The 13,755-nt window shown below is 46.6% G+C and carries 14 protein-coding genes; 5 read left to right on the top strand and 9 right to left on the bottom strand.

Going from position 1 to position 13,755, the window contains the following annotated elements; all coding sequences use genetic code 11:
* Positions 1–195: 195 nt before the first annotated feature.
* From QTO06_RS17620 to QTO06_RS17610, 3 genes are read right to left on the bottom strand one after another with little or no spacing between them, the layout of a single operon-like run.
* A complete protein-coding gene (locus tag QTO06_RS17620; RefSeq protein WP_331409149.1) occupies positions 196–600 on the bottom strand; it encodes a hypothetical protein in 405 nt (134 codons plus the stop codon).
* A gap of 10 nt (positions 601–610) precedes the next feature.
* The gene (locus QTO06_RS17615; protein WP_331409148.1) at positions 611–1,702 is read right to left on the bottom strand and encodes a GGDEF domain-containing protein; all 1,092 of its coding nucleotides are present in this window, start codon (positions 1,700–1,702) and stop codon (positions 611–613) included.
* Complete coding sequence (locus tag QTO06_RS17610; protein ID WP_331409147.1) at positions 1,702–2,166, bottom strand: oxidoreductase; 465 nt, start codon at positions 2,164–2,166, stop codon at positions 1,702–1,704. Before QTO06_RS17610 ends, QTO06_RS17615 begins: the two co-directional genes overlap by 1 nt.
* 281 nt (positions 2,167–2,447) lie before the next feature.
* Here QTO06_RS17610 and QTO06_RS17605 point away from each other — a divergent pair, with 281 nt between their 5' ends.
* A complete protein-coding gene (locus QTO06_RS17605; RefSeq protein WP_282065269.1) occupies positions 2,448–2,819 on the top strand; it encodes a DUF805 domain-containing protein in 372 nt (123 codons plus the stop codon).
* A 49-nt stretch (positions 2,820–2,868) separates the two neighbouring features.
* On the opposite strand, the gene QTO06_RS17600 is transcribed toward QTO06_RS17605, so the two are convergent.
* From QTO06_RS17600 to QTO06_RS17590, 3 genes are all read right to left on the bottom strand, one after another.
* Entirely contained in the window at positions 2,869–4,059 is a 1,191-nt protein-coding gene (locus tag QTO06_RS17600; RefSeq protein WP_331409146.1) for a BamA/TamA family outer membrane protein, read from the bottom strand.
* Positions 4,060–4,263: 204 nt separating this feature from the next.
* The gene (gene fghA / locus QTO06_RS17595) at positions 4,264–5,103 is read right to left on the bottom strand and encodes an S-formylglutathione hydrolase (protein WP_331409145.1); all 840 of its coding nucleotides are present in this window, start codon (positions 5,101–5,103) and stop codon (positions 4,264–4,266) included.
* Between the two features lie 154 nt (positions 5,104–5,257).
* Positions 5,258–6,406 carry an S-(hydroxymethyl)glutathione dehydrogenase/class III alcohol dehydrogenase gene (locus QTO06_RS17590; protein ID WP_143693882.1) on the bottom strand — a complete coding sequence of 383 codons (1,149 nt, stop codon included), beginning with the start codon at positions 6,404–6,406 and terminating at the stop codon, positions 5,258–5,260.
* Between the two features lie 314 nt (positions 6,407–6,720).
* Between QTO06_RS17590 and QTO06_RS17585 the strand changes: the two genes are divergently transcribed.
* The 3 genes from QTO06_RS17585 to QTO06_RS17575 all read left to right on the top strand — a co-directional run bounded on the left by QTO06_RS17585 (position 6,721) and on the right by QTO06_RS17575 (position 9,131).
* Positions 6,721–7,527, top strand: coding sequence for an arylamine N-acetyltransferase family protein (locus QTO06_RS17585; RefSeq protein ID WP_331409144.1), 807 nt, complete (start codon positions 6,721–6,723; stop codon positions 7,525–7,527).
* Positions 7,528–7,679: 152 nt separating this feature from the next.
* A complete protein-coding gene (locus tag QTO06_RS17580) occupies positions 7,680–8,192 on the top strand; it encodes a GNAT family N-acetyltransferase (protein WP_331409143.1) in 513 nt (170 codons plus the stop codon).
* Positions 8,193–8,261: 69 nt separating this feature from the next.
* The gene (locus tag QTO06_RS17575) at positions 8,262–9,131 is read left to right on the top strand and encodes a LysR family transcriptional regulator (RefSeq protein ID WP_005434817.1); all 870 of its coding nucleotides are present in this window, start codon (positions 8,262–8,264) and stop codon (positions 9,129–9,131) included.
* Between the two features lie 76 nt (positions 9,132–9,207).
* On the opposite strand, the gene QTO06_RS17570 is transcribed toward QTO06_RS17575, so the two are convergent.
* From QTO06_RS17570 to QTO06_RS17560, 3 genes are all read right to left on the bottom strand, one after another.
* On the bottom strand, positions 9,208–9,981 hold the full coding sequence (locus tag QTO06_RS17570) for a siderophore-interacting protein (protein ID WP_331409142.1): 774 nt from the start codon (positions 9,979–9,981) through the stop codon (positions 9,208–9,210).
* 233 nt (positions 9,982–10,214) lie between these two features.
* Complete coding sequence (locus QTO06_RS17565) at positions 10,215–12,137, bottom strand: S9 family peptidase (RefSeq protein WP_331409141.1); 1,923 nt, start codon at positions 12,135–12,137, stop codon at positions 10,215–10,217.
* A gap of 284 nt (positions 12,138–12,421) precedes the next feature.
* The gene (locus QTO06_RS17560; RefSeq protein WP_009702356.1) at positions 12,422–13,006 is read right to left on the bottom strand and encodes a LysE family translocator; all 585 of its coding nucleotides are present in this window, start codon (positions 13,004–13,006) and stop codon (positions 12,422–12,424) included.
* A gap of 147 nt (positions 13,007–13,153) precedes the next feature.
* Between QTO06_RS17560 and QTO06_RS17555 the strand changes: the two genes are divergently transcribed.
* Positions 13,154–13,594, top strand: a complete 441-nt coding sequence (locus tag QTO06_RS17555; RefSeq protein WP_009695964.1) for an Lrp/AsnC family transcriptional regulator — start codon at positions 13,154–13,156, stop codon at positions 13,592–13,594.
* Positions 13,595–13,755 lie beyond the last annotated feature (161 nt).

Genomic DNA, 13,755 nt, shown 5'->3' with positions numbered 1-13,755 from the left:
TTGCTTTGGGGCTTTTAAGGATAATCTGGCGCGGATATCATCGTGGAGCGGGGAAGTTAATGTTCCCAACGAGGACTCCGAATACATTAGCGCAAACCAACTCCGTTATTACTAAATTGTAGTTGCAATAACGGGGCGGACCATACATTGTTTATCTCAAGTTAAGTATCTGAAGCTAAGTATGCGTCCACTTAGTTAGCGGACGTATTTCGCTGTCGCGCTGACAAACCAATGTTGTAACTTGCCATCTGGGCTCTCTACCCACAGGTCGTTATGGTAGCGGTAGATGCGACCATTCACAGTGAGGGCTAGCGTGTTATCACCGGTTTGCTCCATGCGGATAAACTGATCAGAAGTCACCAAAAACGGCTCCAAATCATCCGTACTTGCGCCTTTGTACACCACGAAGTAACCAAACATATTGCCGGCATCTGGGTCTGTCGAATGAATGCGATGGCCAACCAGCGTGTAGTTGTCGTTGAGCGCTTCTGCGAGAGTTTGTGCCCCCACCGTCTCGTGAGATGGGATAAACACCCAAGCCAGTACACCTATCGCGATCACTAGCAGTAACAGCACTGCTCGCATGAAGTTTTTCATCATGGTTATCCGTTTAACGTTGGAATTTCATTTTGTACATGCGCTTATCCGCTAAATTGATCAGGAAGTCAATGTTGTCGGCGTCTTGCGGATAGCTCGCTACCCCTAAGCTGGTGGACAAAGAGCTTGCTTTATCAGAGGCAAGGACCGGTTTTTCAAACACCACGTTGATGTGGTGCGTCGCTTCGGCGATTTTGCTTTGCTCGGTGGCGTTGATAAGTACGGCAAACTCATCACCGCCCATGCGATAGACACTGAAGTCATCCATTGCCATGTTGCTCAAACGCTCTGCAATCTCAATTAAGGCGATATCCCCCGCTTGGTGTCCCAAGGTGTCATTAATGTTCTTAAAGCCGTTCAAGTCGAGTAGGAGCAGCGAAAATGGGGTGCCGGTTTCCGCTCTGCGGTGCAAATCGATGAACAGCGCACTGCGGTTGGCAAGGTTTGTCAGTGGGTCGCTCAAGGCCATTTCTTTGTGGTACTTAGACTCGCGTTTGTAGAAGTACGTCATTAACGCGACGGTGAGAACGAAAATACCCAACAAGATATACTGCGCTTGGAGTAAGTTGTAAGCACGTTCTTGTTGTTGTCTGTAGAGTGGGCTCGCGACTCGGAAGTTTTGAGTGACGTAATCAATCATCTCCATATACAAGTTCTGAGTGGCGCGATAAAACTGGGCGGCGGCAATGCTGCTACCGGTTTTGGCTTCAACTAAGATTGGTTCGAGTTGTTGGAACTTGTCGAACAAGGATACAAAGTACACCCGCACTTCTTCACGAGATAGGAAAGAATCCGCCTCTTTGTTGTTGATCAGCAGATCAAAACGACTCCATGCCAGTTCATATTGTAACTCGGTGCCGTCGATGTTCATTACGCTTTCGTTCAAACGACGAGCCTCCCCCACCAATTCGGACAGCTCTTTGGACAAATGGAACAAGAACCAAGTCGCTTGGTTTTGTTGGTCGGAGTAGGTTTTGGTCAGCGCGCGGGTTTCTTTTAATAAAACGATGTTTGCGATCAGTAGTGTCGATGCAAACACGAGCAACATCAACTTACTCTTGGTTGAAAAGGGCCCCTGCTTCGGGGTTTTGGGTTTCGCCTTCATTATTGATCTTCTTTCGCACTTATCCTGTTGATTTGCCAAACCATTTGAGCGTGGTATTGCGCGTTATCAAGTTCTGGATGTTCACTCATTGAGTAAATCAGCCAGTAAGGACCTTTGTTCCTGATTTTGATGTAATTATGGTTTTGTTTGTATGCCACGATCGGCTGATAACGAAGAATGTCTTCGCGAGATAGGTCTGAGTGGTAGTCGTTGAGTGCACGAACCTCGACATGCTGAGGAATGTTGCCAAACGTATGTTGCAGCAGTGTACTCAGTTTAACGCCGCCAAACTCGGCAGGGGTTTCTAGCCAAGGTAGCTCGGTAATGTAGGTCGTTTGCGGCAGTGACTCTAGGTCTTTTAGTGTCACAACGACATTAGAATTTTCAGGACTGCTAAACTGTATCGTGTTTGCAAAAAGTGTCGGTGCAAACAAAAGCAAAGCGAGCGCCATTGTTTTTCTCATCTTGTGCCCTTTGAATTTATTGCCCTCATTTCGGTTGGATCGCGTTCACGAACCGGTCCGCTGAAATTTCGGTTATATATTTATTAATAATAGAGCCAACTTGATGGATTTATATAATACGTTATGGGTGAAAAGTAACCGTTGGTTGAATATACGTCAAGGTTAATAACAGAGTTAAAAATACAACTATTGGATGAATATATCATTTAGCTTGTTTTGTGTGCAGTTTGCTTCGCGTTGTCTAACTTTCGCGACACTTTCATCTCATTAGGAGAGTCGATATGTTTGATTGGTACTATAAAGTTATCCTCAATTACACCAACTTTAGTGGCAGAGCGAGACGCCAAGAGTATTGGTACTTTACGTTAGTCAATGTGCTGATCAATTTGGTGATGGGCATCATTGACCGAGTCATTGGCAGCGTGATGCAAATGGAGAATTTTGGCTTCTTCGGTGTGATATATGCGCTGTTTATCATGATCCCGTCGATTGCCGTCACTGTGCGTCGTTTGCACGATTCAGGACGAACCGGTTGGTGGGCATTGATCGCCTTTGTCCCAATCATTGGTATTTTGGTGCTGCTGTACTTCTTGATTCAAGACAGTGAAGAAGGTTCGAACCAATACGGCACGAACCCTAAATATCAATCATGATGAAGATAACCGTGATGCTGACAGCTGGGATGGTGAGAGGCGAGTGGTTTTAGATACCTGAACCCACTTGGAAATAGACCGCGTTATCCTTATCACTGAAAGCGAAGTCCATACCTGCTTGCAAGCCATAACGACGGGCGATGAGGTAACGAAAGCCCACGCCGTAAGCGTATTCGGCGTCGTTTTCAAATATCGACTCTTGTGTTGAAGCGTAACCAAGGCCACCGAAAACATTCGTCGACCAACGAGTATTCCATTGGTAGGTCAATTGAGTTTCCACCGAGAGCGTCTCATCCCCCTGATATCGGTTTCTTGCCACACCACGCAGCTCGATATCTGGGTATGAGGCAGGTGGTAAAAAGCGCTCGTCAGTATAAAGCGACTTGTACTGTCCACGCAGAGCCAGCGACCAATCATCGGCTAATTCCCAATAATTGATGCCCTCTACGTCCAGTTGTTCGTATTCGTAATCACTGCCAAACGCATCGTTGTACCAAAGGAATTCGGCTTTGTAGTTATAGCCTTGCGTTGGGCTAAAGAAGTTATTTCGGCTGTCCCATTCTAGTGTTAAACCCAATCCAGAAGTGGTTGGAGAGGTATTGGTCAACGTTTGCAGCAGTTTATCGGCAACAGGGGAGTTCGTGATTTTCTGATCGGTCACGAAATAGAGCTGCTTCACACCGATAAACAGCGGGGCATCAATAATGCGGTATTGAAGATGGTTGAGCATGCCGCCGCCGGTAATCTCGAAATCTAACCCTTGTCCATTGAATACGCCGTCTAGCCCCGGCAGCGTGGACTGTGGGTAGAAGGTCATGTTGAAGTCGCCATAACCGACACCACCAAGGTAACGCACCGTGTCTTGCGCCCAAGTTCGGCGATGGCCTGCAAACCCCATCCAAGTACCATTTTCGGTTGCGAAGCCGCCAACTGCGGTGATTGCAGGCGTTAACAGCTGCGCGCCGCCATCGAGTGATGTTTCTGCCAGTTTACGCCTTTTCTCCCGCTGCTCATCGGATTCATGCAAAAACACGCCAGTAAACCCCAAGCCATAGCCGACAGCAGGTTCGGTAATCACAATCGGGACGGGCAGAAAACCGTAGGCGTTTTCAGCAAGGTATTCACCCATATCCAATTGCCCATCAATGGGATCGAAAAAGCTCATCGCCTCGGCAATAGGAGAGGTCGCTAACAACCCGAAATAAGTCGAGGTTAGCAGGACTGACGTTGGTTTTTTCATAAAGTGCTAGCGTTAATTGAATGATGTTCAATTACAAGTTAGACGTCATTTCGATAAATTGCAATGGGACTTGTGTAAAGGGAAAGTGAGTGTTTTTAAAACACAAAAAGCCACCCAATAAATAGGTGGCTTTGTATAGAGAGGATTATTAAACCGTTTGGTATCCTGTGCTTGCTCGTTGACTTAACGAGCCTAAATCAGGTGTTAAGCAAACAGGTACTTCGCGTGGAAGTTCAAGTGATCTGCGATAAAGCTAGAGATAAAGAAGTAGCTGTGGTCGTAACCCGGCTGCATGCGCAGTTCAACTGCTGAATCATGGGTTTTTGCTGCCGCCAGTAACGCATCAGGCTTCAATTGCTCAGCAAGGAAGTTATCAGCATCACCTTGGTCGACTAGGATAGGTAATGGTGATTTTGCTTGCTTAAGTAACTCGCTCGCGTCGTATTGTTTCCAGCTTTCGATATCAGTGCCTAAGTAAGCAGTAAACGCTTTTTGGCCCCAAGGGCATTGCATTGGGTTACTGATTGGGCTAAATGCTGAAATTGAACGGTACTGATCTGAATTTTTCAGACCAATGGTGATCGCACCGTGACCACCCATGCTGTGACCCGAAATCGACTTCACGTCAGAGACTGGGAAGTTACTTTCGATGATCGCAGGCAGTTCTTGGGTGATGTAATCGTACATGTGGTAGTGACGCGACCATGGCTCTTGAGTTGCGTTTAGGTAGAAACCCGCACCTTTACCCAAATCGTAGTTTTCGTCGTCTGCAACGTCGTCACCACGTGGGCTGGTATCCGGTGCCACAATGGCGATACCTAACTCAGCCGCCATGCGAAACGCGCCTGCTTTCTGCATGAAGTTCTCATCGGTACAAGTCAAGCCAGATAACCAGTAAACCACAGGCACTGGGTTTGATTTGGTTGCGTTTGGTGGCAAGAAGATCGCGAAGCGCATGTTGCAGTTCAAAGCGCGAGATTCGTGTGTGTACTGTTTATGCCAACCACCGAATACTTTGGCTTGGCTTAGGCTTTCAATGGTCATGAATAATCTCTCGATAAAACAAAGATTTTTAACGGCGGACAAGACCGTTAAAGACAGCGGATGGCTCTCTTCCCCGAGGAAAAGTGTCCAGAGAGAAGAGCGCCTATTTCAAATTTTCAAATATCAGTCACATTCCGTGATCTGCTATCTTGGATTATTTATCCATGTGAAGAACAGTACGGATAGATTCACCTTTGTGCATCAATTCGAACGCTTCGTTCACGTCTTGCAGACCCATAGTGTGCGTGATGAATTCTTGTAGACCGAACTCACCAGCCATGTAACGGTTCACGATTTCTGGAAGCTCAGAGCGGCCTTTAACACCACCGAAAGCAGAGCCACGCCATACGCGACCAGTTACTAGTTGGAATGGACGAGTTGAGATCTCTTGACCTGCACCAGCAACACCAATGATTACTGACTCACCCCAACCTTTGTGACAACACTCAAGTGCTTGACGCATCACGTTTACGTTACCGATACATTCGAATGAGTAGTCAACACCACCGTCTGTCATCTCAACGATAACGTCTTGGATTGGCTTGTCGAATTTTTGTGGGTTGATTACGTCTGTAGCACCAAGTTGTTTCGCTAGGTCGAATTTGCTTTCGTTGATGTCTACGCCGATGATGCGGCTTGCACCCGCCATGCGAGCACCGATGATTGCAGAAAGACCGATACCGCCTAGACCGAATACAGCAACTGTGTCGCCTTTTTCAACTTTAGCTGTGTTTAGTACCGCACCCATACCAGTGGTTACGCCACAACCTAGAAGACAAACTTCTTCAAGTGGTGCTTCTTTGTTTACTTTCGCTAGTGAGATTTCTGGAAGAACCGTGTACTCAGAGAAAGTAGAACAACCCATGTAGTGGAAAATAGTCTCACCGTTGATAGAGAAACGGCTTGTGCCATCTGGCATTAGACCTTTACCTTGAGTCTCACGAACTGCCTGACATAGGTTAGTTTTGCCAGATTTACAGAACTTACACTCACCACATTCAGCTGTGTAAAGTGGGATAACGTGGTCGCCAACTTCAACGCTTGTTACGCCTTCGCCAACCATTTCAACGATACCGCCACCTTCATGACCAAGGATTGAAGGGAAGATACCTTCTGGATCGTCACCTGATAGTGTGAATGCGTCAGTGTGACAAACACCAGTTGCTACGATGCGTACTAGCACTTCACCAGCTTTTGGAAGTTGTACATCAACTTCTTCCATTTTAAGTGGCTCGCCAGCAGCCCATGCAACCATTGCTTTTGATTTAATGTGAGTTTGACCAGGTTTGATTTCAAGCGACATTGGATGTTTCCTTTATATTCTCAGTATATGGAGTGACGTCATAAGCGTAGTTGAGGTTTGCTCACTGCGCTGCGTCGTTTTGTTGGTGCCCATTTTAGGTGTTTCACGAAAAATGATAATCCGGTTAAATTGAAAATGATTTTTACGTAAATGTAATAATGGGCAAAGAGGCGCAATGATTTATGCGAGCGAAACAGGGTAAGTTGGAGAAAAACAAAGTAAGTTCAAGAAAAATCGTTTTGGGGTTTAACCTCAAGCATGGTTGAGGTTTTATTGTGTCGGCCATTGCGAAGAAATATCGATTTAGGATCAGAATGAACAACACAGATTTAAAGGCTTACTTAAACAAGATTGGCGTAACGCAGCAATTGGACGTCAGCGTGGATACGCTCTTTGTACTGCATAATGCGCAGCATCGTCGTTTGCCGTTTGAGAACTTTGATATCGCATTGGGTAAAGGCATTTCGACATCTGAACAAGACATCATCGACAAGTTGGTTTACCACGAGCGCGGCGGTTACTGTTTTGAATTGAACGGTCTAATGCTAGGAGTGCTACAGCAGGTTGGCTTTGAAGCAAGACCGCTTTTAGGCCGCGTACACTTATCTGGCACTCCTTCAGGCAGAACGCATCAGTTCACGTTGGTGACGCTTGGGGATGAAAAGTGGATTGTCGATGCAGGCTTTGGCTCAAACACGCCACGCGCACCGCTGCCTTTTGTGACCAATCAACCTATTCATACTGACCTACAAACGTTCCGCTTTGTTGAAGATGAGCGTGTTGGCTACATGCTACAAATTCAATCTTATGATGATGCAAACCAGTGGGTTGATATGTACAGCTTGGACTTTGAACATGTGTTTGATGGCGACATTGTGTGTGGAAACCACTATGCGTCAACGTCACCTCATTCGCGCTTTACGTCCAGTCGTGTCGCCACGCTAGCGACCGAGTTTGGAATCATCACGTTGGCTAACCACACGTTAAAGCACCGTTTGAATAATGATGTGCTTGAGAAAGAACTGGCAGAAGGACAAAGCTACCTATCAGCACTGAAAGAGCACTTTGGTATTGAGCTTGATGTTGATTACTCATCTTTAAAACCATTGCAAGAGTCGTAACTGTGGGGGAATACCCCCCCCCCCAATTTCCTTACTTAGCGGTTCAAAAATGGAAAGCGCAGTTCAACCAGCACTTTTTTATTTGCGGCATATCTCAGTAAGTGGCTTTTCAAAGGTTTACCTTTAAACAAGAGAAATAAATGAGGTAAATCATGCGCTTTGAATACATACTTGATGATGAAGTCACACAAGAACTCGACGCAAAGCTAAGAAGTTTGCTCTCCACTTGCTTCACCAAGGAGCAAGACAAAATCTTCCAAACTCAACGATACTTCAATGAAATGCCTCGTCACCGTTACCTCATTTGGGATGGAGACATCCTTGCGGCCCATGTTGCGGTTCATGAAAAACAAGTGATGATTGATGACCAATCCTTCCCAATAAGTGGCATTGCCGAAGTGTGTGTGCAGCCCGATTCACGAGGAAAAGGGTTGGTGAAGTTACTGCTTAAGGCGGTACATCAGGATGCTTTGGAACGAGGCGATGCGTTCTCGGTATTGTTTGGCCGCACTCATGTTTACCAGTCCAGCGGCTATCAACCGACCAACAACTTACACATGAAAGTTCAGCCGAATAAATGGGTTAGCACGAGCGACACTATGGTGTGCTCGCTGAACATCATTTGGCCACAACAGACGGTCCATTTAGTCGGCTATCCTTTTTAAACAGGTTTTCTCCACATGAAACTTTGTGTGAGAATACGCAATACATAGAATTCCACAGGAACCACATTCATGGCGAATTGGGAAGGCGTGAGCGAGTTTGTCGCTGTCGCAGAAACCAACAGCTTCACGGGCGCAGCCAACAAGTTGAAAACATCGGTGGCGCAAATCAGCCGCCGCGTGTCAGCGTTGGAAGAGCGTTTGGCGGTTAAGTTGCTGCACCGTACTACGCGAAAAGTCTCACTAACCGAGGCGGGGCAACTCTATTACCAGCAGTGTAAACACCTTGTTGAAGGCTTGGAGTTGGCCGAATTGGCGGTAACGCAAATGCAAGCAGAACCGAAAGGCTTGCTCAAAGTGACCGCTCCTGTGACTTACGGTGAGATGAACTTAGCGCCGTTGTTGCATCAGTTTATTGAGAAATACCCGCAGGTAAATCTGGATTTGAATCTGACTAACCAAAAGTTAGATTTGATTGAGCAAGGCGTCGATGTGGCGATTCGTCTTGGACGTTTGCAAGACTCCAGTTTGATTGCCAAGCGTTTGTCATCTCGACAGCTTTACGTGTGTGCTAGCCCTGCGTACTTAGATCGCTCGGGTGAACCGCATACCTTGTCTGAGCTGAGCCATCACCAGTGTTTGGTCGGTACCGCTGATTATTGGCACTTTAAAGAGCAAAAGCGTGAGAAGTCTCTACGTGTTTCTGGCCGAATCAAATGCAACAGTGGTTTTGCTTTGGTCGATGCGGCAAAACGTGGTTTAGGTTTGGTACAACTGCCGGACTACTACGTGCAAGAGGCGTTAGACAATGGCGAGCTGGTGGAAGTGTTAACCGATTACCGAGACGATCGTGAAGGTATTTGGGCACTGTACCCACAAAACCGAAACCTGTCGCCAAAAGTGCGCTTACTGATTGATTTCTTGGCTGAAAATATGAGCTGAGTAATGAGTTCAATGCATTGCAAAAGCCAAGTTTGCATGTCGCAACTTGGCTTTATTTTTTTGTGGCAAGTGGACGTTACTGCTCGTTTAATTCTGCATCTTCGCGCTTGATGACCTTGTGGCCATCTTCTGATACGCCTTGTTTCCAGTAACTGCTGAGGTAAAGGTTTTCACGCTCCACTTCTTTTTCGTTACGGAAGTATTGGCGTAGCGCACGCATTGAGTCGAACTCACAAGCACACCACACTGCTGTTTCACCTGTTTTCCATTCCAATGAGCGAACTTTATCTTCGAGTGATTGCTCGGTGATCCAATGGATTTCCATACCTGCTGGTGCTTCGAGAGCTTGGATATCCGCTTCAGAGATTACACTGATCACCGCATAGCCTGTTGCATCCTCTGGCAGAGTGCGAATCTTTGCAGACAGCGCAGGCAGTGCAGTCATGTCCGCCGCCATAAAGAACCAATCTGCTTCTGTATTTAGGTTCGAGATGCTGCCAGGACCAGCGATGTTAATGGTGTCGCCTTCTTTGGCAGACATTGCCCAACGCGCGGCAAAGCCACATTGTAGGTCTTTGGTGATGTGACGTACGAAATCGACTTCAATCGTGCATGCTTGCGGGTCGAAGCGACGAATGGTGTAAGTACGCATGACAGGGCGGTTGTCTTCTGAGAAACCTTGAATATCGGTGCCGCCGGTTTCATTGAACAACAGCTTGATGTAGCTGCCTTCGCAATCTTGTGGGAAGTTGCCTAGCGCGTCACCTTGCAGGGTAATGCGCTGCATGTTTGGTGTGACGGCTTGTGTGTTGATGACAACGAGGCTTTTTGGTTGTGGTTTCTTTTTCATTTTAATTCACATTTCACTACGTTTGATAACTATTCTCTTTCTCATCTAAGATTAACAGCATCTCAATAAGGCAGATAGTGTCTTTATCTAAATTTACACTCTGATCTGAGAATCGGCGATTTAATTTCGGTACGCCTCGCTCAAATGAACACTTCGTCGTCCCGCTTTATAAGATAGTGACTGGACAATAAAAAAGGGCACCGAAGTGCCCTTAATAGAAGAATGGAGCTTGTTTACTGCGTTTGTTCTAACAAATGCGTCTTCAGGAATCGATCCATCGCTTGGTAACCATCGAGACGGTTTTCTAGTGAACGGAAGCCGTGACCTTCGTTCTCCTTAACGATGTACTCCACCTCAACGCCGCGGTCGCGCAGAGCATTAACGATTTGGTCTGATTCACTCTTCACCACTCGTGGGTCTTTCGCGCCTTGCAGAACCAACAGTGGTGCTTTGATTTGGTCTACGTGGAACACCGGTGAGTAAGCTTTCATCATTTTCGCATCTTCTGGATCTTCCGGATTGCCCACTTGCTCATGCAGCATGGCTAGGAAAGGTGCCCAGTATGGTGGGATAGAATCCATGAAGGTGAACAAGTTAGATACGCCAACGTAGTCGATGCCACATTTGTATAGGTCTGGCGTAAACGTCACACCGGCCAATGTCGCGTAACCACCGTAAGATGCGCCGTAGATACACACTTCGCCATCTTGTGCGTAACCTTGGTCAATCGCCCATTTTACGCCGTCCGTGATGTCGTCTTGCATCGACTGACCCCATTGCTTGAACGACTTTTCCCAAAACTCACGGCCATAACCTGTTGAGCCACGGAAGTTCATCTGCAGTACTGCGATACCACGATTGGCAAAAAGCTGAACTTCTGGTTGGAAGCCCCAATGGTCACGCGCCCAAGGACCGCCGTGTGGCAATACCAATAGTGGTAAATCTTTTGCTTCACGACCTTTTGGCAATGTCAGATAACCATGAATGGTTAAGCCATCACGAGCGGCGTAAGTGATAGGCTTCATTTCTGCCATGTCTTCTGGTTTATGCCAAGGTGCGTTTGCAGCTAACTTCTCAAGTTGGTCTGAATCGCGATCGTAGTAGTAGTAATTTGGACGGTCGGTGTCGCTGTAGGTCACGACAATCATTTTTCTCTCGTCGCGAGTGGTGTTGTTCACCGAGATTTCAACGCCCGGAAGCTTTTCTTGCAGACGCTCAAAAGTCTCTTCATAACCTTTATCAAGGAAATGGTACTGACGTTTGTCCGTTACATAAGAGATCGTCGTGAGCTTGTTCAGTGCGTTTGAGTAACTCGCATTTGTGACGTCCACCTCTGGATGAGAGAAGATCTCGCGCACTTCTTTATTTGCCTTCACATCGTATTCAATAATCGCGGATTTATCGCGGGTAATACGAGAGGCTACATACAAGTTCTTGTTATCTGGTGTAAATGAGATTGGCGAGAAGTCTTCTTTGAAGGTGAGGTTCTTTAATGGACGGAACTCTTCATCCACAGTGTCACGATAGAGGACTGCAGTGTTTACGCCGTCTGAAGTCGAAATCACACGAATGTTACCATCGTGGTCCGTACCCCAATAACGCACGTTGCCTGGGTTTTGCGCAACCAGCGTGTTTTCACCGGTTTTTAAGTTATGACGATAAACATCAAACACTTGTCGGTTACGCTCGTTAGTCGTGATAAGAATGTCGTCAGGCTGACTGTCTAAGGTGTCGATAACATAAGCCACGACATCGGATGTTGGTGTGATGGTTTTCTCTTCGCCCGTTTTTACGTTCACCGTAACGAGATAGAAGTTTTCATCACCACCTGTATCGCGAGAGTAGATGATGGTGTCATCACCAACCCAGTAGTAGTAAGCGATGTCGCGATCGGCAATGGATGTGATGCGCTTGACTTGATCGGCTTTGCCCACGGGATGAACAAAGACATTTTTACGATCTTGCCACGGTTTCATCATCGAAATGTAATCGCCAGCTGGGGAGATTTGGTAGCTCGATACCTCTGAATTTCGGAAGAAATATTCCACCGGATATTCTGGCGGAATGACCTCTGCGGTCGTGTTGGTCGAGGTTTGGCTACAACCCGAAACGAGTAAGCCAAAAGCGGTAGCAAGAATGAGCTTGCGAGTACGCATTGTGTAACGCTCCTTGTGTGACAGACCTGTCAGCATCATGCTTGTCGGTCAGAGTGAATCGATTGTCGCGGCAAAATACAGCGCCGTGACAAAGCAGTGACGAAGTGTGCCTAATCACTAACTTACTTAGCTCAGGCGATGCTTATTAAGTTTTCATGTTTTAGTCACTGCTGTTGCTACTATGACCCAATCCATCCGTGGAAGTGGCGGTTTTTTGTACTTACCGAACAAGGGACTAGTCGAAATTTGGCATAAGTCACACTTATCTTTCGCTGTTTTGTCATTTATATCATTGGGATAGTCGACAAAAGCAAAAGTGCTGCCATGCCATAGTTGAATCCTTTCACTCGTTTGGAGGTAGTAAGCCAGCGCTGAAGCTGGATACCAGCAGCGGTCCAAAAGGTCACGGAAGGCAGATTCGCGAGGCAAAAAATACCCGCGATGAATGCCAGTTCTAGCCAAGAGCCACCACTGCTGTATACCGTGATTGCGGTTAATGCCATTGACCAACCTTTCGGGTTGACCCATTGAAATGCTACTGCACCTAAAAAGCTCATTGGGCGGTAATCATCGTTGACTTCCGTTTTACTGCTGGTGGCAATTTTATATGTTAGGTACAGCAAGTAAGTCAGACTCAATACCTTAAGAATGCTATGCGTGATCGGGTAAGCATGGAACAAGCTCATCAAGCCAATGCCAACTAAGATCAGCATTGCGCCAAAGCCGAGGGTAATCCCCAGCATATGGGGGATAGTGCGTTTAAAGCCGACATTGGCGCCAGATGTCATGAGCATGATGTTGTTTGGACCCGGAGTGAAGGTCGAGACAAACGCAAACAGCGCGAGTGCACCAAGTTGAGAGTATTCCATAGTGTGTTCCTACAAATATGTTTGCCACAAAGTGATGGGCAAGGGGTTACGTTTTCTGACCGGTCAAACACAATGATAGGTAGAAGTGTCATCAATTTTGTGCTTTTATTTGATGAAAATGCTTCGCTTAAACAACAAAAGAACATTATGGATAGATTTGACGAAAGAATATTGCAAGCACTGAAATCGGACGGAAGAATCTCCAATGTAGAGCTGTCTGAGCGCGTTGGATTGTCGCCGTCTGCTACTTTGCGCCGCGTACAAGACCTCGAACGCAAAGGAACTATCAAAGGCTATCGCGCAGTGTTGGACAATCAGCAAATGGGCGTTGGTTTTGTCGCTTATGTGTCGATAGGTTTAGCGTCGCACTCAAAGCAAGCGCAGCTCGGTTTTGAAGATCATGTACGTTTTGTTGATGAGGTGGTGGAATGCCATAACATCACAGGGGCAAATGAATATTTGTTGCGTGTCGAAACTCAAGACCTTGCGGCATACAAAGCGTTTCATGCCGATGTTCTTGGTGAATGCGAACATGTCAAAGCAATCACGACCATGGTGGTGATGGACACACCAAAAGATGAACGATAACCGCTATAGGGAACATTGTGTTGTAGCACATCAATTTGAAGTGACTCGAAAGAGTGAGTCGAGTATGACTGCAGTCCACATAAAATGCTGGAAAGCAGGCTACAATCTGACAATTCCAGCATTTATTCTCACCTTCTAAATAATCGCATCCTGCTAGTTTT

It is taken from the genome of Vibrio sp. M260121 (genome assembly GCF_036533715.1).
GTDB lineage: Bacteria > Pseudomonadota > Gammaproteobacteria > Enterobacterales > Vibrionaceae > Vibrio.
The sequence above is the reverse complement of the archived record's forward strand: the minus strand, read 5'-3'. Positions and strand labels throughout refer to the sequence as shown.

Excerpts from the sequence above, each read along its gene's own strand:
- QTO06_RS17620 (WP_331409149.1), bottom strand. The coding sequence starts at position 600 with ATGATGAAAAACTTCATGCGAGCAGTGCTGTTACTGCTAGTGATCGCG.
- QTO06_RS17615 (WP_331409148.1), bottom strand. The coding sequence starts at position 1,702 with ATGAAGGCGAAACCCAAAACCCCGAAGCAGGGGCCCTTTTCAACCAAG.
- QTO06_RS17610 (WP_331409147.1), bottom strand. The coding sequence starts at position 2,166 with ATGAGAAAAACAATGGCGCTCGCTTTGCTTTTGTTTGCACCGACACTT.
- QTO06_RS17605 (WP_282065269.1), top strand. The coding sequence starts at position 2,448 with ATGTTTGATTGGTACTATAAAGTTATCCTCAATTACACCAACTTTAGT.
- QTO06_RS17600 (WP_331409146.1), bottom strand. The coding sequence starts at position 4,059 with ATGAAAAAACCAACGTCAGTCCTGCTAACCTCGACTTATTTCGGGTTG.
- fghA (WP_331409145.1), bottom strand. The coding sequence starts at position 5,103 with ATGACCATTGAAAGCCTAAGCCAAGCCAAAGTATTCGGTGGTTGGCAT.
- QTO06_RS17590 (WP_143693882.1), bottom strand. The coding sequence starts at position 6,406 with ATGTCGCTTGAAATCAAACCTGGTCAAACTCACATTAAATCAAAAGCA.
- QTO06_RS17585 (WP_331409144.1), top strand. The coding sequence starts at position 6,721 with ATGAACAACACAGATTTAAAGGCTTACTTAAACAAGATTGGCGTAACG.
- QTO06_RS17580 (WP_331409143.1), top strand. The coding sequence starts at position 7,680 with ATGCGCTTTGAATACATACTTGATGATGAAGTCACACAAGAACTCGAC.
- QTO06_RS17575 (WP_005434817.1), top strand. The coding sequence starts at position 8,262 with ATGGCGAATTGGGAAGGCGTGAGCGAGTTTGTCGCTGTCGCAGAAACC.
- QTO06_RS17570 (WP_331409142.1), bottom strand. The coding sequence starts at position 9,981 with ATGAAAAAGAAACCACAACCAAAAAGCCTCGTTGTCATCAACACACAA.
- QTO06_RS17565 (WP_331409141.1), bottom strand. The coding sequence starts at position 12,137 with ATGCGTACTCGCAAGCTCATTCTTGCTACCGCTTTTGGCTTACTCGTT.
- QTO06_RS17560 (WP_009702356.1), bottom strand. The coding sequence starts at position 13,006 with ATGGAATACTCTCAACTTGGTGCACTCGCGCTGTTTGCGTTTGTCTCG.
- QTO06_RS17555 (WP_009695964.1), top strand. The coding sequence starts at position 13,154 with ATGGATAGATTTGACGAAAGAATATTGCAAGCACTGAAATCGGACGGA.